At 72.7% G+C, this 18,238-nt stretch carries 12 protein-coding genes and 1 CRISPR repeat array; of the genes, 2 read left to right on the forward strand and 10 right to left on the reverse strand.

Annotated elements, in window-relative coordinates; all coding sequences use genetic code 11:
* Window positions 1–14: 14 nt before the first annotated feature.
* From casB to ACFCX4_RS03420, 7 genes are all read right to left on the reverse strand, one after another.
* On the reverse strand, window positions 15–668 hold the full coding sequence (gene casB, locus ACFCX4_RS03390) for a type I-E CRISPR-associated protein Cse2/CasB (protein WP_376138498.1): 654 nt from the start codon (window positions 666–668) through the stop codon (window positions 15–17).
* Entirely contained in the window at window positions 665–2,425 is a 1,761-nt protein-coding gene (gene casA, locus ACFCX4_RS03395; protein WP_376138500.1) for a type I-E CRISPR-associated protein Cse1/CasA, read from the reverse strand. The genes casB and casA overlap by 4 nt, the downstream gene beginning before the upstream one ends.
* Window positions 2,415–5,231 (reverse strand): CRISPR-associated helicase Cas3', encoded by a 2,817-nt coding sequence (gene cas3, locus ACFCX4_RS03400; protein ID WP_376138522.1) that lies wholly within the window; start codon window positions 5,229–5,231, stop codon window positions 2,415–2,417. Before cas3 ends, casA begins: the two co-directional genes overlap by 11 nt.
* Window positions 5,232–5,392: 161 nt before the next feature.
* Window positions 5,393–6,742: an AAA family ATPase gene (locus ACFCX4_RS03405; protein WP_376138501.1), complete on the reverse strand. Its 1,350-nt coding sequence runs from the start codon at window positions 6,740–6,742 to the stop codon at window positions 5,393–5,395.
* The gene (locus ACFCX4_RS03410) at window positions 6,739–8,241 is read right to left on the reverse strand and encodes a hypothetical protein (RefSeq protein WP_376138503.1); all 1,503 of its coding nucleotides are present in this window, start codon (window positions 8,239–8,241) and stop codon (window positions 6,739–6,741) included. The genes ACFCX4_RS03405 and ACFCX4_RS03410 overlap by 4 nt, the downstream gene beginning before the upstream one ends.
* Entirely contained in the window at window positions 8,238–9,380 is a 1,143-nt protein-coding gene (locus tag ACFCX4_RS03415; protein ID WP_376138505.1) for a hypothetical protein, read from the reverse strand. The genes ACFCX4_RS03410 and ACFCX4_RS03415 overlap by 4 nt, the downstream gene beginning before the upstream one ends.
* A gap of 88 nt (window positions 9,381–9,468) precedes the next feature.
* Window positions 9,469–10,338, reverse strand: a complete 870-nt coding sequence (locus ACFCX4_RS03420; protein WP_376138507.1) for a hypothetical protein — start codon at window positions 10,336–10,338, stop codon at window positions 9,469–9,471.
* Between the two features lie 454 nt (window positions 10,339–10,792).
* Here ACFCX4_RS03420 and ACFCX4_RS03425 point away from each other — a divergent pair, with 454 nt between their 5' ends.
* The gene (locus tag ACFCX4_RS03425) at window positions 10,793–10,966 is read left to right on the forward strand and encodes a hypothetical protein (protein ID WP_376138509.1); all 174 of its coding nucleotides are present in this window, start codon (window positions 10,793–10,795) and stop codon (window positions 10,964–10,966) included.
* A gap of 201 nt (window positions 10,967–11,167) precedes the next feature.
* Window positions 11,168–11,745: a CRISPR direct-repeat array (repeat unit 29 nt; unit sequence CTGCTCCCCGCTCGCGCGGGGATGGTCCC).
* 1,246 nt (window positions 11,746–12,991) lie between these two features.
* Here ACFCX4_RS03425 and ACFCX4_RS03430 read toward each other — a convergent pair.
* From ACFCX4_RS03430 to ACFCX4_RS03440, 3 genes are all read right to left on the reverse strand, one after another.
* Entirely contained in the window at window positions 12,992–14,089 is a 1,098-nt protein-coding gene (locus ACFCX4_RS03430; protein ID WP_376138511.1) for a ThiF family adenylyltransferase, read from the reverse strand.
* Between the two features lie 70 nt (window positions 14,090–14,159).
* Window positions 14,160–15,284: a hypothetical protein gene (locus ACFCX4_RS03435; protein ID WP_376138512.1), complete on the reverse strand. Its 1,125-nt coding sequence runs from the start codon at window positions 15,282–15,284 to the stop codon at window positions 14,160–14,162.
* Window positions 15,285–15,600: 316 nt separating this feature from the next.
* Window positions 15,601–16,176: an ATP-binding protein gene (locus tag ACFCX4_RS03440; protein WP_376138514.1), complete on the reverse strand. Its 576-nt coding sequence runs from the start codon at window positions 16,174–16,176 to the stop codon at window positions 15,601–15,603.
* Window positions 16,177–16,438: 262 nt separating this feature from the next.
* Here ACFCX4_RS03440 and ACFCX4_RS03445 point away from each other — a divergent pair, with 262 nt between their 5' ends.
* Entirely contained in the window at window positions 16,439–17,809 is a 1,371-nt protein-coding gene (locus ACFCX4_RS03445; protein ID WP_376138524.1) for a tetratricopeptide repeat protein, read from the forward strand.
* Window positions 17,810–18,238 lie beyond the last annotated feature (429 nt).

Raw genomic sequence — 18,238 nt, forward strand, 5'->3', positions numbered from 1 at the left:
GGGCGGCTGAGCTGTCAGTCGTGTCGAACGGTGGTGGCGAAGGTGTCGTCCGGTGCTTCGCTCGGGTCGTCCGGCTCGTCACTGCGGCGGTGTGCGTCGAAGGAACGGCCCCAGGCGCGCCGGACTTGGTCGGCCCTGCCCGGGAACTGCCACCAGTAGAGCTGGTCCGCGAGCAGCGCGTAGTCGAGGCCGATCTCCTCGCGGCGCAGGAGCGTGACGAGCTCCCGCAGCCGCACCGCCAGCAGCGGCAGCGAGGGCGCGGTGCCGGCGCGGGTGAATCGCTTGAGGACCGCCTGGTCGATCTCGGCCGGCTTCATCAGTCCGCGGACGGCCGCGCCCAACTGCTGCCCGCGGCGGTGCATCGCGCTGCGCTGGGACTGCTGGTGCACGGACCAGAGGGTCAGCGCGGTGTAGAGCGCGTCCTCGGCCCGCTCCTGGTGCAGCTTCTTCGCCTCGTACAGGGGGGCGAGATCGAGCAGCCCCCAGAGGTCGGGAACGGCTCGGGCGTCCCGTCCGGCGCCGCGCCGGAGCCGTGCCAGAGTTGCTGTCGCGTCCGAGCGGTCGGCGAGGTAGCCGCGTTGCAGACGGGCGATCTCGGTGCCGGCGGTGGCGCCGACCACGGTGAGGGACGCGCTGTGCTCCCCGCTCTGGGGAGGGATGAGGGTCATCTGGGCCTCTCGGGTCGGTCGGCGCTCGTGGGGGACGCGGGGCCGTCGGGGGCGGCGGCCCCGGTAGGGGCGGGTCGGGTGTGCGGCAGCGCCTTGGCCAGGGAGTGGTGGAACCGCCGTTCGGCGGTGGCGGAGTTGATCCACCGTTCACCGCCTTCCTTGCGTTCCAGCGTTCGTCCGGTCCAGGCCCGGTCTCCGGCTGCTGCCAGCAACTCCGTTGCGAGGCGCAGGAGTTCTCGGCGGACGGTGGCCTGCCAGTTGGCGCTCAGCTCCTGGACGTCGTCGCCGGGGCGGATGGCGGCGAGCCAGGTGCGGAAGTGGCCGTCCAGCTCGCCGTAGGCGCGGTCGCGGGCCTGGTCCCGGGAGATCTCCGCCACCGTCCGTTCGTTGCTCCGGACCCGGCGCTTGTCGTTGGGGACGGTCGCGAGCACGAGGTCGTGAGCGAGCAGGCCGAGGGCGGTCACCGCGGTGTCGGCCCGGGCGACGGCGTCCACGGCGCAGGTGCGCAGGCGGCGGTCGGAATCGCCCAGGAGGACGAGCGGCACGGCGACCTCGTCGGCCACGATCTCGTCGACCACCGACTGCTGGGTTCCGTAGACGGTGCCGTACGTCCTGAACCGCACCATCTTCTCGTCGGGCAGCGCACCGTGGTTGCGCAGCCGGGCCAGCCAGTGGACGAGACCCGGTTGCAGGGATTCGGCCGGCTCACCGCGCGCGCCCGTCTCCGGGGGGCGGCTGTCCGACTCCAGGAGTGCGGCCAGGCCGCGCCAGGCCGCGCGCTCGGGGTCGTGCTCGCTCGGCATGTAGACCAGCGGTTCGCCGTGCTTCTTCTCCTGGTTCCGGCTGCGCCGCCAGCCGGTCATCGGTTCGAGTGGCATCCTGTTGCGAGGGGTGAGACGGTCGCCGTAGGTGAGCAGGGCACCGAGGACGCCGTCGGGGCCGGCCTGGAGCCGCACCCGCCGGGACTGCCAGGTGTACAGGTCGCGCAGCCCGGTGGGGCGGTGGCGGAGGTCGCCCTCGCCGGGGCCGTCCGGCTCGCGGCGCCAGGCCGGCCGGTCCGGAGCGCGGCCGGGGGGTGGGTACTCCTCGGCGGCGATCAGGTTGAGCAGCAGGGTCTCCTTGAGCGAGGCGCCCTCGGCCGCGACACCGCCGAGCGCGCCCGCCCAGGCGGTGCCCTGCGCGTACGCCTTGCCGCCCTTGGCCAGCGGATCGCCCAGCACGCCGGTCTTGATGCCGGACGTGTCGTACGCATGCGCGTGCACCAGCCAGCGCGCGGCCTCGGCGAACGACAGCCGTTCCACGCCGGGGAAGCGGCTGGTGAAGAACGGGTCGCCGTTCGGCACGTCCGCGACCAGCCGACTCAGCGGGAGGACCTCGTCCTTTCCGTTGCTGAGACCGGCAACCTGGAGGAACGGCGTGGCCGGGTGGCAGAGGTCGAAACGCGACCGGTGCTCGTCCAGGTACCCGGGCACGGCGGCGAACGGGCTTTCCGCCTCCCACAGCTCCGCCCATTCCTCGACGTCGGCCGGTCCGTCCAACGCGTCGTGCAGGACGGCGAGCAGCAGCCGTAGCAGCGCGAAGTCCTGGGTGGGAACGTCCCCCGACAGCCGGGCGATCGTGCCGGCCTGCGCAAACACCTCGCGTAGTGACAGCTCCCGCTCCTCGCCCCGCAGCAGGTGGACGGTCAGCCAGGGTTCCACGGTCAGGTCGAACGGTGGCGGCGAGCCCGGACCGCTCTGCTCGTTGTCACGCGTCACGGTGTACCTCCAGTCCGTCGGAGCGGCTGTAGCAGAGGTCGAACCCCGCCAGCCGTGTCCGACCGTCGATCGGGAAGGGCAGGATCAGCTCGCCGGCCAGCCAGGGGCTGCTCCTGGACTGCCAGGCCGGCGGGCAGAACCGCTCCAGTTCGGCGATCACGCGGTCGACGGTCCCGGGGTTCGACAGCTCCGGCGGCAGTCGCAGGGCGCTGGCCGCGGCCGCCCTGGCGGCGCGGGTGGAGGGCACCGCGTCCTGCGGTAGCGCCAGCCCGCCGCGTCCGTCCTCCAACCAGGGGAAGGTGCGCAGCGAGCCGTCGGGCGACTGCTGCACCGCGATGACCTCGATGCTCTCCTGGCTGTCCCGGACCTGGGCCCGTCCGGCCCGGGTGTCGTCGGCGTCGCCGACCCCGGCTGCCAGCCAGCCCGTCAGCGGGCGCCCCGGCCGGGCCGTTGTGGCGATCCGGAAGACCGCGGCGCGGCTCTCCTTCTCGGCCCGCTGCTTCTGCTCGCGCTGCCGGGCCTCGTCCATCGCCCCGGCCCAGTGCTCAGGACCGGCGGGCTGGTCGCCGTAGGCGTGCTGGACGAGCGGGCTGATGTGCTCGGGCAGGCAGAGCACTCCGCCGTCGAGGTGCGGCTGGAGCACAGCGGCCGACCGGAGCAGGGCGTACAGGCCGTACACCCTCCGGGAGCCCGGTACCGGGACGGGAACGGGGCTGCACCAGTCCACTCCGGTCACCAGGCAGCGGGCGCTCCGCAGCCTCGCCGGCCGGTTGTCCCGCTGGTGCCGGTGCAGGCGGCCGAGCCGCTGGAGCAACAGGTCGACCGGCGCGAGGTCGGTGACCAGGAGGTCGAAGTCCACGTCCAGCGACTGTTCCGCGACCTGGCTGGCCACCACGATGTGGGTGGCCGGCCGGCTCTCTCGGGCGGACTTCGGGGCCCCGAACCGGGCCAGCAGGTCCGCGTCCTTCACCGCGCGGTCGGGATCCACGAACCGGGCATGGGCGACCGTGACGGCCTCGGCCCCGAAGCGCTCGCGCAGGGCGGCGGCGGTGCGGAGCACGCGAGCGACGGTGTTGCGGATGACCAGCACGCAGCCGCCGTCGGTCAGTTCGGCGGCAAGCCGGTCGGCGAGCACATCAAGGTCGTCCGCGAGCCGTTCCACCGCGACGTGCGTGCCCCGTCCCGAGGCCGCGGGCTGTTCCTGCACGGGGGACCGGCCCGGCGCGGCCGCGGTGATCAGCGGGTACCCGTCGGCTGCGGCCAGAGCGGTGTACTCCGTGCTCTCGGTCGAGGCCCCGGCGTAGGCGGCCGCCAGCTCGGCGCGCCGTGCGGCCGGTAGGGTGGCCGAGAGCACCACGACCGGCACCCGGTACGCCCCCAGCCACTCCAGGACCCGGTCCAGGTAGCAGTTCATGTAGGCGTCGTAGGCGTGCGCCTCGTCGATCACCACGACCTTCCCCGCCACCGCGAGGTGCCGCAGGGCGAGATGGCGGCTCTTGAGGCCGGCGAAGAGCAGTTGGTCGATCGTCCCGACGACGAACGACGCGAGCATGCTCTTCTTCCGGCCGTTCAGCCAGTGGTGTGCCACCAACTCCGCCGGGGACGCCCGGACGGCCGCTCCCGGCCGCGGCAGGGCGTGGTCGCCGTCGACCTCCACGCTGACGGGCCCGCGCGGCGTCGGGTCGTGCCCGAGGGGTGCCCCGTCGGTCCGCGAGCCGGCCCGGAGCCGGTCCAGGTCCTTGTTCAGCGCGGACTTCGAGTGCGCCAGGAGGACGGACAACCGCTGCCCGTCCGGCGTCGGCAGCCGGTCCAGCCAATCGAGGAACCGGGGGAACATGGCGTTGCTGGTGGCCATGGTCGGCATGGCGAAGAACACGCCGCCCGCACCCGTACGGGCGGCCAGCACCTCCGCAGCGGCCAGAGCCGCCTCGGTCTTGCCCTCACCCATCGGGGCCTCGACGATCACCAGCCCCGGCTCCGGCATCGTCTGCGCGATGCGCACCGCCGCGGCCTGGACCGGTCGCAGCTTCGCGCCGACCGGCAGTTCGAACCGCGTCTTGAACAACTCCACCGGATCCGAGGGCGGTTGGGCGGGTCGCCACGGGCCGGGCAGGCCGAGCCGCTGCCACGCCGTACCGGCCCGCTCGGCGTCGCCGCGCGACTCGTCCGCGGGATCGGAAGGAAGGTAGGGGAACAGGTCCCGGTTGCTGGCGATCCAGTCCGCCACGATCACCACGGCGGAGACCAGGACCTGGACGGTCTGCGGGATCTTCACCCGCTGCCAGTGCGCCAATCGGTCCGTGACACCCGCGTGGTGCGTGCAGTGCTCCAGGAGTTCGTCCTGGACGTCGCGCCAAGCCTGCTCGGCCGGTCCGGCTCCGTTCAGCAGCTCGGGCCGGTCCCTGAGCGCATTGATCTGGGGATGGTCCGGGGGCGTCCCGTGGTGGCCGCCGACCACCACGGCGAACTGGCCCGCGACCCCCCGCTGCCAGCTGTGTCGCTCCTCCAGCCACCGCTGGAGCAGGAGCTGCCCGGCCGGCCCGTGCGGGGCGGTCTTCCGTTCGGCGTTCAGGAGGTGGCTGGGCCCGATCGCCAGGCCGGTCGCCCGCATCCGGTCGGCGAGGGCGTCGACCTGATGGGCGAAGGCCGGTGTGGCCTTGCCGATGTCGTGGCTCCTGGCCAGCCAGACCACCAGGCGGCGACCGTCCTCCTCCCCGAGCGGCATCGCCTCGGCGACGAGCCGGCGGACCTGGTCGGGCAGCCAGTGGTCCCACAGCATGCCGGCGACGGCAGCGCTGTCGGCCATGTGCCGCCACAACGGCAGCCAAGCGCCGTCGTCCTTGTCGTGCTTGGCCCAGACGGCTCTCGCGGCCTCGGACAGGCGCTCGACTCGACGTCCGGTCGTGCTCTCTTCCACGGCTCTCTCCTTGGCGCGCCGGGTCGGCACCCCGCTCGGCACGGATGCGGTCAGATCGCCCTGACCCGGTGCGCGGCACGCTCCAGGTGGGCCATGACGGTCTGGTGGGCACGCCAGCCGTCCGGGAACTTCGGTTTCACATCGAGGTGGACCGGCCGGGTGGTCGGATGCCGGTCCAGGACGTCGCGGATCCCGGCCCGGGCGACCACGACGCACGCGTAGCGGTGCCGGGACAGCAGCACGCACAGGCGGCCGGCCTCCAGGTGGAAGGCGCTCAGGTCGACCCGGCCGGACAGTGGGTGCCAGACCAGGGTGACGTCGAACTCGCGCCCCTGGAGGCGGTTCGCGGTGTCCACGGTGATGCGGGCGAGGCCCCGCTCGGCCAGGGCTCGCCGGACGGCGTCCGCCTGGACGGTGCGGGCCACCCCGACGGCGATCCTGTCCTCGGCGAGCGGACTGCCGTCGACCAGCGCCCCGCGCCCCAGCAGCCGGGCAGCGGTGGCCGCGAGCGCCTCGGCGACCTCCGGATCGTGGTCGAGTGTGTGGCGGGCCGCGAGCTCCAGATGACCCCACCCGGAATCCGCGGCACGATCCAGGACATCGTCCACCGGGGAGGCCCGGTGCGGGAGAGCGGCGAACGTCAGCCTGCGGTCCCCGTCACGGGAGCCGGATTCGAACGGATAGTAGGGATAGAACGACTCCTGCACCAGCGGAGCGGCACTCGCCGGAAGCCGCCAGGACACCGGAAGCCGGTGCCGGGCGAGGTCCGGGCTGTGCGCGAGGCTGACGTCCACCGCGTTCAGCAGGGGATCCCAGCTCAGGCCGCGCCAGCGGTCGGTCTCGACCGTGGAGAACGGGTCGAGCTGCCCGGGGTCGCCGACGAACAGCACGCGCGCGTCCGGCCCGTCGAACAGCGGCGCCGTCGCGAGCAGGGCGTCCGACCGCATCTGGTACGCCTCGTCGACGATCGCCCACCGCCACGGCTCGCAGGTTTCCGGGCTGACGTACGACCACTTCTTCGCGGTCGACAGGACGACCGGCAGATGGCGAAGATCCCGGATCCTGGTGCTGCCACTGACCTGCGGATGGCGAACGACCCGTTCGGGCAGGGTGATCGTGGAGCTGTGAAGTCGGCCTACCATCAGCTCGGGGTGCTCCCGGGCGATCCGGTCGGCCAGGTCGTCGACCTGCTCGTTGGTCTGTGCCACGATCATCAACTGGTGCCCCGCCGAAGCCAGATGCCCGGCGGCGCGGACGACCAACGTCGACTTGCCCGCGCCCGGCGGGGAGTCCACCACGACGCCGCGCCCGGTGCCCGTGTCGAGCTCGGTGAGTACGCCGGCCACAGCCCGGTCCGCCCGCACCCCCGGCGCCCCGGCGGCGCTCGCGGCCGCGGTCATGCCCACACCTCCTCGGCGTCATCGGCCGTCGGCTCGTACGGCTGCGGCGGACCCCCGTGGGTCCACGGTGTGTTCTCCGTGGCGGGGAGCCGTGAGGGATGCTGGGCCGGATCCAGCGTGGTGAACGTCAGCTCCTCGCCGAACTCGGGCACTGTCCCGGGCGGCAGGGGCTGCCGGTACCCGCGTCCCAGGCCCCCGGTGATCTCCAACAGCACCTCGAAACCCCCTCTGCCGGCAGGGGAAATGGCCTTGACCTCGGCGGGGTGCCCCCGGCGGGCGGGGGAGCGGACCACGGCACTCACCGAGACCCGTGGCAGCTCGGTCACCCGCAACGTCACGGTCGGCCTGCGCTTGGGCCGCCCACCGGAATCGTCGAGCCGGTCCGGATCCCGGCCGACGACCACACCGGTGAACGCCTCTCCGGTCAGTTCGTACTCGGCCATCACGAGCGGGTCGTCGAACGCCCGCTGCACCTGGTAGAGCTGCTCGGCCTCCTCCAGGCCGGCGAGCCTGCGGGCCGCCCCGACCGCCTGATCGCGGCGGCCTTGTGGGCGGCCGTCCTCGACCAGGTAGGCGCCGTACGCGGAGAACGCCGTACGGTCACGCTGCCGGCGCTCGGCCACGTGTCCTCCCTCGGGGAGTTCATGCAGCAGCTCGATGCCGCGCCAGACCGCGCCCCACGTCGGCAGCACCTGTCCCATGAGCTCCCGGTCCATCTCGCGCGCGAAGCCCTGCCGGGCCCGGTCGTTCGCTGCCTCGTCGTACCCGGCCATCAGACCCTGCAGGGTCGTGGCGTCGAACACCGGGTCGGTGGCGGGTCCGGCCGGCGGGAAGAGGGCCGGGTCCTCCGAGGCACGGGCGGCAGCAGCGCCGGTGAGGCCGGCGGGCGGGGCGATCCAGGCGAGGAGCGACGCGAGGTGGGAGTCCTCGGCGCTGCTCCGGCCGGTCGCCCAGTGTCCGGCCAGCATGCGGGTCATGGCCATCAGAACGGTGGTGCCGGGAAGCTCGGAGCGGTCCTTGAACCAGGTCAGCCACTTGCCGAGCAGCACGACATCGGGCGACACCGCGTACGGCCCCTCGACGGCCCGCAGCCGTGTCAGCCGGCCGAGCCGCCCCAGCCAGCCGATGCCTTCGCCGTTCGGAACGATCAACTGGGGCGCGAGCAACGCACGGGACTTCTCCTCCTTCGCCGCACCGGTCACATAGGTCTCGGTGTCGGCCAGCCGCTCGTTCAGATGGGGCAGGAGAAGGCCCGCGAGGCGCTCCACGAACCGGAACCGCTCGGCACGGTCACGGGGCTGATGAACAGTCAGTAGAGTCGGCGTGGCCGGATCGGTTCCCGCGAGCACGGCCAGCGGTGCACAGGCTTCGCCGGCCAGCGTGAGCGGGACGAGAACGAACGGCTCGGCCTCAAGGTGGACATGGCGCACGGTGGTCACCGGTTCGGCCTCGGCCGTAGCAGTCGCCCGCAGCCGGGCCAGCTCCGTCATCACGCTCATGCGGCGCCCCCTCCGCGGCTGCGACGGAGGCGTTCCGCTCGACGTAGATGCTCGATCACCTCTGCCAGGCCTGGATCGGCGGCCGGCGGTCCCGCGTCGTCGTCGAGCCGGGCGAGCACTGCCCGCGTCGAGTTCAGACCGGGCATGGCGTTGCGTGCCCCGCTGCCGAGGCGGGCCGGCAGCCCGCAGTCCTCGGCCTCCTGGCGGCAGAAGCGTGCCATCTCGCAGAAGGACAGGCAGCCCGGAGCGTAGGCGGCGCCGAGAGCGGCAGCGGAGGAGGTCAAGTCCGCAATGCTCCGGCCCGATTCCTTGCTGACGTCGAAGGTGGATCCGGCGGGCAGTGAGGCGGCGATGTCCGTCGTCCGATGCAGCCGCTCCAGCTGGAAGGCGATGGTGTCGTGCTCCTGTCGCAGGTCGACGAGGCGACCGTAGGGGCGGTTGCCGAAGTCCTTCGGGCACACCAGCAGGAACTGATCGGCGACGAGGTCCGGGTCGTGGCCGGCCTCGGCGAACGCACGGCGCAGCGCGATCGCGTACACGGCGGCCTGTTTGGCGGCCTGCGCGACGTCCAGCGGATCGGCCACGCCGTCGATCGCGGGGAAGGACTTGATCTCCACCAGGTGGAACCGGCCGCCGATGCGGTGGGTCAGTGCGTCGGGCTCCAAGTAGGCGGTGCTTCCGGCTACTTCCAGGGTCAGGACCGGGTGGTCGAGGATGAGGCGGTCGGCGTCTCCGGCGGCCATCCGCTCGATCAGGCGAGCGGTTTCCTTCTGTCGGACCGTCAGCGTGGCGTTTCCGCCGACGTCATTGAGATCGGTCACCGCCGCTTCGGCGACAGGCGCCCCGGTCTCCTCGCGAAGCAGCCGGAACAGCTCGGCGTACCCGTCCCGCTTGACGAGGTGTTCGAAGGCGAGGCCGCGGGTGATGGCGAAGGGCGACTGGCCGAACCGCGGATCGTAGCCCAGCCGGCGGGCCAGTTCGGCCTTGTCGACGCCGGCGGCGTCCAGCACCGCGCGGCGGTCGCAGCCGGGGTTGGTGGTCAGTGCGGTGATCTTCCGCGCGTCGTACGGCTTGGGTGGTAGCGGGCCGCGCAGCAGGGTGAGCCGGTCCTCGGGAACACCGGAGGGGGGCAAGGGCATGGAGGGTCTCTTGAATCGTCTGAATCGTCCGGACGCCGCGGGTCGATCGACGGCGCTGTCGGGAGAGTGAGGTCTGTGGCGGGGGCGGTCAGGAGGTGCGGACCGCAGTGGTACGCCGTTCGACCGCCTGGAAGAGCACACCGAACAGCTGCTGCACGTCCGTGAGTTGATTTCTGGCCCGGACGGCGGCCGTCATTCGGTCGGCGGTGTCGGCTTCGTGGTGCACGGTGAGCTCGTTGCGGGCGGCCGTGACCACTCGCTCCGGATCCGGCGCTCCTGACTCGTAGGCGCCGGGGATGTTGAAGGCGAATCGCCGGAGCAACTGCCAGGCGTGTTCACCCGGGGAGTGTTCGGCGCTCTCCAGGCGCTGAATCTGCTGGGCCACGCCGACGGCATGGATGAGGAAGTCCGAACGAGGGCTGAGCGGCCCGATGATGCGGCGGTCCAGCCGCCACGTCGACACTGCGAGCAAGCCACGGGCGGCGGACAGTCGATCGTGGGTGAGCGCGGCGCAGATGTAGAAGGGGCGGGTGTGCCCCTGGGAGAGGAACGAACGTTCCTCGTCACGCCGGAGCGACGCGAGCTTGGTGACGATCAGCGGGTCGGTGAAGAACGCCTGGTACGTCGCGGCGATCAACTTCGGTGCGGCGGGCGCTCCGAGGATCGCCAGTGCCTGGTGTGCCTGCTCACGGGCCGGGATGCCGACCGGAATGCGAGGGGCGGGCGGGTGGCCTTCAACCGGCGCGGTGGCGTCGGTCAGGAGGTCGGTGGTGCGGCTGAGGGGTGCGGCCGGTTCGGCGGCTTCGTCGAGTGCGGCCTCCCAGGCGTCCTCGACCACGCGCATCTCGCGGCGCAGCTGGGAAGCAGCGGCCTTGTCACGGGCGCGGGTCGCTTCCCGCAGGCGCACCCGCAGGTCCGCCAGCCGCGCTTCGAGCTCGTCGATGGTCGTCTCGGCCATGGACGGAACGCTAGCGCATCAACTCCCGGAAGTTCCAAACTAATCCAGAGTTGCCCGGGCTTGCTCAAGGATGGCTATACTCCGCGACCTGGTCGCCGCCGGGGCGGTGAGCGGCCGACGAAGGGGGCGTAGCCTGGGGTGCTGTTCCCCGTCGGGGGATGATCCCTATCGAGGGTCACTTCTTGACCTGCTCCCCGCTCGCGCGGGGCTCGTGCGCCGGGCTGCTGCCAGCGGCCCGGCGTTCTGCTGCTTCGGTTCCGTCGGGTTGCTCGGGGGAATCTAGAAGGGATACTCGATAGTTGCAGCAGAGGGCTTGATGGCATCCTGATGGGACGTCAGAGTGATGGGGTTGGGGCCGGGCCGCTTTGTGAGCTCCGGTCGTCGGGTCCCGTTTGCCTCTGCGCGAATGGATGGAGCCACCTTGTCTGCGGCACCTGCTCTCCTCGGTGTCTCCGTGCTGACCCTGCTGGCCTTGTCGTTCACCGTTTCGGTCGCCGTCGGGCTGGCTGCCGCCCTGGTGTCGGTCAAGGAAGGGAGATCGAACCTGGCATCGCTGAGAGCGGGGAGCAGCGCGTTCGTGGTTGCGATGACGCTCTGCCTCGGTGTGCTCGCTGTAGCGCGGCTGTAGAAGGGCTGGCCTTGCGCCGGCTGCCGGCTCGCGGGAGGCGGCCTGCAATGGGCGGCGCGTGGTCGTGATCGGACGGCGGTGACCGTGGAGGAGTGGAGTGAAGGACCGTAACCGTATTGGTAGGAGATGCCCGGAACGACTGTGTTGCCGAAAGTAGCGAAAAACGCGCGCGGTCGCGTGTAGATTCCCAGGTCAGCGAGTCTGCTCCCCGCTCGCGCGGGGATGGTCCCGCGGGGTAGTGGGTGAGCCGGCGGCGGGCGCTCTGCTCCCCGCTCGCGCGGGGATGGTCCCATCCCCACAGCGCGCTTGTACGTCTCTTTGACCTGCTCCCCGCTCGCGCGGGGATGGTCCCGCAGATCAGGGCCGGTCTCTACGGTGAAGCCACTGCTCCCCGCTCGCGCGGGGATGGTCCCAGGCGGCCCGGGAGAAGACCGCGGCCGACCGTCTGCTCCCCGCTCGCGCGGGGATGGTCCCTGGGTGATGCGGGCGGCGAGCCAGGCGTCCGGCTGCTCCCCGCTCGCGCGGGGATGGTCCCGGGTCGTCGACGATGCCGAGGTCACCGGGGAACTGCTCCCCGCTCGCGCGGGGATGGTCCCGTCCGCCTGTTGCTCCGGTCGCACCAACAGGGCTGCTCCCCGCTCGCGCGGGGATGGTCCCTGGGCGCCGAGGGCGTCGACCGCTACCGCGACCTGCTCCCCGCTCGCGCGGGGATGGTCCCCTCCAGGGGCGCCTTCGTGCTGCTGCTACTCGCTGCTCCCCGCTCGCGCGGGGATGATCCTCTACCTGTGCAAGCGCGTGAGTGGCAGCGGGCGCGTGGGGTTGTACTGCTGGGGTTTGACGTGGGTGAGCGGGTTGACGTCGAAGAGGCCGAGCTGGTGGGCGTTCCAGCGAACTCGCTTCACGCCTGCCCATGTGATGACGACCCGGCTGGCGCCGTCGAACGGCAGACCGGACGCTCGGCGCGCTGAACGTCGATGCGGTCGATGGCCACCCTGAGCAAATCCCGCTGCGTCGGGCCGTCGGCGTCCTCGTAGAGCCGACAGGCGGTGTTCCGTCCAGGAGCACCGTGATGTCGACGACTGGCCGTAAGGCTGCTGCTGCCCGCTGCTGGGCGGCGGCCAGTCGGGCGGTGATCTCGACTTCGAGGCGAGGGAAGCGCTTCGGCAGCGCTCCGCGGAGGTGTCCCGCCGCGTAGTCGTCGGCGTCGGCCATCTTGAGAGCCGCGACGGCCTCCCGCTCTCCCTCGCTCGCCACCGGTGCAGCCAGCGCTCCCCAGCGCTGCGCGACGGCCACCTTCACCGGATCGCCCGGCTCGCCGCACACCGCCTCTCGGTTACGGTCCTGACCTTCGCCGAACGCCCCGATCCGGCATAGCCGCGAGGACCGGTCCGGTCCCGGAGCCGACCACCGAAACGGCCTTACGCCTTCCTCCGTGCCGGGCGCAGAAGATCGGCCGCCACCAGCGGGCCCCTCGGGCGGTTCGGGGCACGAAAGCCGTGCTTCGGCCCCGCTTCCGAAGCCTTGGCCGACAACGCCGTCCCAGCTCATGACGCTCGTCGCGCAGCAACCCCCGCGAGCGCGGGGGCCGACCTCCTGGGGCCTGGACGGGGACTTCCTGGTGTCTACACCGCGCTGCGCCGCGAGATCGACGTCATCCAGCTCCAGTTCCCCGGATACCGCCGAGCCGCGCCCGCTGAAGGAGCAGCGCCCGGACGGCGACCTCGACCAGTACGTGCCGGCGGACGCCGCCCCGTACGAGATCCGCGAGCCGGCCGACCCGGGCGCGGCCGACACCACCCGGCGGCCCGGCGTACATCGACGGTGCGGAGCGCCTCGGCGGGGCAGGCGATCGGTGGGGCGATGGACCACGTGTGCCCGGCGGGAGTTCGCCGGCTGCCTTCGCGGAGTTCTCCGGCGTCGCGGCCGCTGGCGAGCACCCGGCGGGCGGCGGCGCGTTGGGCGGGGTGGGTGGGGCTGTAGGCGGCGATCGGCTCTTCCCGGATCGGTGCGGTGGGTGGCCAGTGGTCAGCGGTCGGCGCAGGCCGGGCAGGCGGGGTCGCGGGGGTGGGTGATGGTCCGCTGGGTGTTGCTGACGAGGTTGTACTGCTGGACGGTGCCGGGCGGCCAGGGGGTGGCGCGGGTGAGGTGGGCCAGTGCGGCGTGGGCGGCGAGGGTGCCGGTGAGCATGGTGGTGACGGCGGTGGCCGGGTGGCCGGCGGGTCGGGGCAGGGCGCGCAGGAGGCCTTCGGTGGTGAGGTCGTCCTGGCCGTGTGCGGTGGCTTCGGCGCGGTGGAGGCATTCCCAGCAGGCGGTGCCGGTGCCGGGGGCGTAGAGGGCGGTGCTGATGAGGGGGCCGTGGTGGCTGGTGTCGATCCACGGGGTGCGGGTGGTGAGGGCGGCGCGGTTCGCGGCCGGCAGCAGGTGGGGCGGGTTGGGGGCGGCCAGGATCGTGAGGTCGTCGCCGTCCATGGTCCTCTGGAGTGCGTCGGGGTCGAGGATGAGGCCCTCGGCGGCGCTGACGGTGGTGCGGGGGCTGTGGTGGCGCAGGCGGTCGGCGGCGGTCCTGGCCTTGGTCCGGCCGGTGTCGTGGGGGGTGGCGAGGAACTGGCCGGGCAGGTTCGCGGGTTGGACGGTGCCGTCGTCGACGAGGTGGAGCAGGCCGATGCCGCTGGTGGCGAGGGCGTAGGCGGTGGCCGAGCCGATGGTGCTGTCGCCGATGAGGGTGACGGACGCGCGGGCGAGGTCCCGCTGGATGTCGCTCGGGGTGCGCTCGTCGTGGGGCTTGACCATGGCGAGGTACTGGGCCAGGCGGTCGTAGCGCTCCGCGTCGGTGCCGGGGGCCACGGTCGACCGGTCGGCGGCGTCCTCCAGGTGGCCGGCCCAGGTGAGTTCCCGGATCGCGGTGTCGACGAGGGAGGCCGGGGTGGTGGGGTGGGTGTCCTGGACGTGGTCGAGGACCTGGGCGGGGGTACGGGTCCCGTCGAGGGCTTCGAGCAGGGTCCAGCGCCACGGGTCGTCGGGGTAGGTGCTGGTGCGGGGGGCGACGGTGCCGAGGCGGATCTGGCCGTCGTGGCGGTGTGGGGTGTGCTCGGCACGGACGCGGGGCTGCTGGTGGGTCAGCACGTGCTGCTCCTGGGGGTGGGGTTGTCGGGGTGAGCCGGGGTTCGGTCGGCGGCGGGGGCCGGAGGGGGCGTCACGGTGGGCACGGGCAGGGATGTTCGTCGGGCAGGACTCCGCCGAGGGCGTGGAGCAGGTAGAGGGCCTGGATGGTCTTCTGCTCCCCGGTGGTCCCGAAGTGCTCGTGGATGTGGGAGAGCCGGCGCAGGAGTCCCTGGCGGGTGAGGCCGATAGAGGCCGCGGTGCGGTGGATGGTCCAGCCGGCGGCGATCCGGGCGAGGGCGGCCCGGGTGTCCGGGTCCGTCACGGTCAGCGGTTCTGGGAGCGGGTCGGGGGGTGCGAGGAAGCCGTGACGGTATCCGAGGTCGACGGCCTGGGCGCGGTTCCTGGCTCCGAGGCTGTGGCGCACCGCTGCGGTGGTGCGGGTGGCGAAGGCTCCGGATCCCAGGTGCCCGGCGATCTCCTGGTCCGTCAGCCCCCGGGCCATGAGCTCCAGCACGTCGCGGTGCTCGACGGTCAGCCTCGCCCGTGAGCCGCACCGCGGGCACGGTCTGCCCCGGACCGTCGGGGGCCGGGGAGAGGGTCGGAGCAGGACACCGGAGCCCTTCAGCGGGGGCAGCGGTTCGTCCGGGCGGCAGCGGCAGGGGTTGCTGCTGGGCAGGGCCTTCTCGCTGTGGAGCAGGTAGAGCATGAGCCGGGTCCGGCGCTGCCCCTGGCCGAGGCCGAGGCGTTCGTGGACGTCCCGCAGGGCCGTGGTGAACCGCGCCGGGCCGATCTCCAGGAGTGTGCGGGTCTGCTCGCGGGTGTTGCCGCGGGCGAGGGAGAGCACCACGTACGTCTGCAGGGGCGTCAGGGTGGCGGTCGGCCGTGTGCCCGCGCGCGGTCGGAGGAGGCCGGCGCGGCAGGCGATGTCGACGGCGTGGGCGCGGGTGGTGGCGCCGAGGCGTTCCGCGATCTCGGTGAGCTGCCCGTGCACCCAGCTGGTGCTCACGGGCGGGGTGTAGCGGGAGGCCATCTCGTGGACGGTCAGGCCGTAGGCGTCCAGGGTCAGCAGCCGGCGTTGGGCCCGGGTGAGGCTCAGGCGTTCCCCGCAGGTGGGGCACGGGGTGCCGTGGGTGCAGGGGTTCGCGGCGTCGGCGGGCCGGAACGGGGCGGCGTCGGCGGGCGGCTGCACGGTCCGGGTGTGGTGGTCGGTGGTCACGGTCGGCCGTTCGTCGTGGTGGCGGCGGAAGGGTGGTGGGGGCGCCGGCGGGGCCTGCACGAAGGCCCCGCCGGCGGTGCGCGGCCCGCGGGGAAGCGGGCGGGCGGGTGCCGGGTCGCGATGTCGGCACCGGGGCCGGTCCGGCCCCCGGAGGCAGTGGGGGGCTCGGGCCGGGGCGGTGAGCTGGGCGCGGAGGTGGGGTGCGCTGCTCTTCCGCCGTCCCCGCCCGTGGTACGGGCAGCGGCGGGGACGCTGGTGCCCTGGTGGTGGGGCGCTGTGGGCACGCGCCACCACCAGGGGGATCAGGGGGCCTGGGTCAGGCGGCCGGATGGGTCGGCATCAGCGCGAGGTGCCGGCGGCGGACGGGTATCGGGCCGGGCGCGCCGGGCCGGGGCCGGGCGCCGGGGACCATGCCGTGGGCGCGCAGGGTGGCGCCGGTGAGAACGGCGGCGGGCTGCGCGGCCGCGGTGGCCGGCCGGACCGGGGACCGCTGCTCGCGGAGCTGCAGGGTGTACCACACGGTCTTGCCGCCGCCGGGCAGCGGGTGCCAGCCGAAGTTCGTGGCCTGCTCGGCCACCAGGGCGAGGCCGCGGCCGTGCTCGTCGTCCGCGCAGGCGCGCCGCAGTACCGGCGGCGCGCTGCTCTGGTCGGTCACCGCGAACCTGAGCACGCCGCCCGGCAGGGTGCTCCAGGTGAGCTGCAGTTCGCCGCCGGACTGCGGGCTGCCGTGCAGGACGGCGTTGGTGACCAGCTCGGACACGAGGAGTATCACGGTGACCGCCTGGTCGCCGCCGAGGTTCAGGCGGAGCTCGGTGAGGACGGCTTCGGTCGCCCGGCGGGCCGCGCGGGGGCCGGCCCTGTCGGCTGTGATGGTGGTGCTGACGAACGGCATGGCACTCCTCGGACTGGGCTTGGCGTGCTGCTCTCGGGGGTGTGGTGAGGGCCCCGATCGAGCGCCGCGGAGGGGCGGGCGGACAGGGTGGGAGGTGCCGGCCCTACCGGCCAATCTGATTGTCAGAATGGATCCTTGACGGCCCGTTGGCCGCTCCGCCGTGGCGCACGACGAGTTCAACACCGGACGTACCTCTCTCGGTACAGTCAGCACCACGGAAAGTGGTTTTCCCGGTTTTCAGCCGAGCACGGGGGTGGAACTCATGACGGCATCCGCGCAGCCCAGGAGTGCACTTCAACGCTTCATCTCCGAGCACGAGCTGATGCTGGACGCCGTGGCCCGGGCCCACTGCAAGCAGGCGGCGATCAACGGCGACCCGGACGTCCGGACGACGAAGTCGACCGTCGCGAACTGGTGCAGCGGCCGACGTCCGAAGGGGCGGTCCGCGGATTTCCTGGCTCAGGCGCTGACTCAGCTCACCGGGCAGGTAGTCACACTGGAGGAGATCGGGTACGGCGACCAACCCCAGGATGTCCCCGTGCTGGCGGCGGATCCGATCGCCGCGACCACCGACCTGGGGAGAACCCTGATGGACACCAGCCGCCGCACTTTCCTGCAACGCGCCGTCTACGTCTCCGCTGCTCTCGCACTTCCTTTGGGCTACGACCACGAGGCCGTCGCCCGGACGCTGCGCGCCAACGAGGTCCGGTCCAGGGTCGGACGCGCCGACATCGCGGCAGTGCAGCAGACCGTTCGGGCGTTCCGGGCCGCCGATGAACAGCTCGGCGGCGGGCACGGGCTGGCGGCCGCGACGTTCTACCTCACCGACGCTGCGGTCCCCCTCCTGCGCGGCCGCTTCAGCGACGACGCGGTGCGCAAGGACGCCTACGGGGTCACCGCCGAACTCGCCTACCTTCTCGCCTGGAAGCACCACGACCTGGGCCAGGAGGGTGCCGCCCAGCGCTACTACCTGCTCGGCTACCAGCTGGCCTGTGAGTCCGACTACCACGGGCACGGCGCGTGGATGCTCCGCGCCCTGGCCCACCAGGCACTGAACCTGAAGCAGCCCGGGTTCTGCGTCGACCTTGCCGAGGAGTCACTGCGCCGTTCGGCCGGCCGCATCGACCAGCAGACCCGTGCCCTGCTGCTCATCACCAGCGCACGCGCCTACGGAGCCACGCGCCAGGGCAGCAAGGCCTCGGCCGCGTTGCTGGCCGCCGAGGACGCCCTGAGTCGGACCGGCGACCCCGTGGCGGCCTACGCGCTCGCCGTCGGCCCGGTCGCCGCGACCATCAGCGCGCACACGGGGAAGACCCTGTCGGAACTCGGCGACCATGCGGGGGCCGAGCGGCACCGTCGGGCGGAGCTCACGGGACGGGACCCGGACGAGTTCCGGCGGATCCACGCACTGAGTACGCACGAGCTGGCCAGAACGCTGGACCGGCAGGGCCGCATGGACGAGGCGGTGGCCACCTGGCACCAGGCACTTGACCTGATGGACGGTGTCAGCTCGGCCCGGAACACCGACTCCATCAAGATCATCTCCAAGAAGTTGATCGGCTACCGCGCACGCGGTGTCCGTAGCGCCGGCCCTCTCGCGGACAAGGTGCGGCAGGCCCTCCTCGCGGCCTGACCGGGTGCCCTGGGAGCCGACTCCCGAGGTGGCGGCCAGCCTGTGGGGACGGCGGTCGAACAGGACAGCGGGATCGACATCGACAGCACCGAGAACCCGGAAACCGGGGCCCACCAGCACGCCACGTGCGGGGGCGGCCGCGGTGGAGGCACACTCCGGACAAGGTCATTCGGCCAGCCGGAGCCGACCCGGCACATCACGGCGGCGCGGCTCCGTGGCCGCACCGTCCTACGAGGCGGTGGCCGCGGCCTCGCCCTGGAGCCGGCGGGTGTGCCCGTGCCCGCGGCGGTCCGCGACACCGGGTGGAACGTCGGCCCCTCTTCGGTACGTCACCTGACCGGGTGAACCCGGCGGCGGCCGGAACCGCCATGTGCCTCCGCCCCCACGAGGCAGCGGCACCAGTTGAAGCGGCCCCGCACCAGGTGCGGG

The sequence above is a fragment of the Kitasatospora sp. NPDC056327 genome, from assembly GCF_042261735.1.
Lineage (GTDB): Bacteria > Actinomycetota > Actinomycetes > Streptomycetales > Streptomycetaceae > Kitasatospora.

Coding starts and splice junctions, on each gene's coding strand:
- casB (WP_376138498.1), bottom strand. CDS start 668: ATGACCCTCATCCCTCCCCAGAGCGGGGAGCACAGCGCGTCCCTCACC.
- cas3 (WP_376138522.1), bottom strand. CDS start 5,231: ATGGCCGACAGCGCTGCCGTCGCCGGCATGCTGTGGGACCACTGGCTG.
- ACFCX4_RS03405 (WP_376138501.1), bottom strand. CDS start 6,742: ATGACCGCGGCCGCGAGCGCCGCCGGGGCGCCGGGGGTGCGGGCGGAC.
- ACFCX4_RS03410 (WP_376138503.1), bottom strand. CDS start 8,241: ATGAGCGTGATGACGGAGCTGGCCCGGCTGCGGGCGACTGCTACGGCC.
- ACFCX4_RS03415 (WP_376138505.1), bottom strand. CDS start 9,380: ATGCCCTTGCCCCCCTCCGGTGTTCCCGAGGACCGGCTCACCCTGCTG.
- ACFCX4_RS03420 (WP_376138507.1), bottom strand. CDS start 10,338: ATGGCCGAGACGACCATCGACGAGCTCGAAGCGCGGCTGGCGGACCTG.
- ACFCX4_RS03440 (WP_376138514.1), bottom strand. CDS start 16,176: ATGCCGTTCGTCAGCACCACCATCACAGCCGACAGGGCCGGCCCCCGC.
- ACFCX4_RS03445 (WP_376138524.1), top strand. CDS start 16,439: ATGACGGCATCCGCGCAGCCCAGGAGTGCACTTCAACGCTTCATCTCC.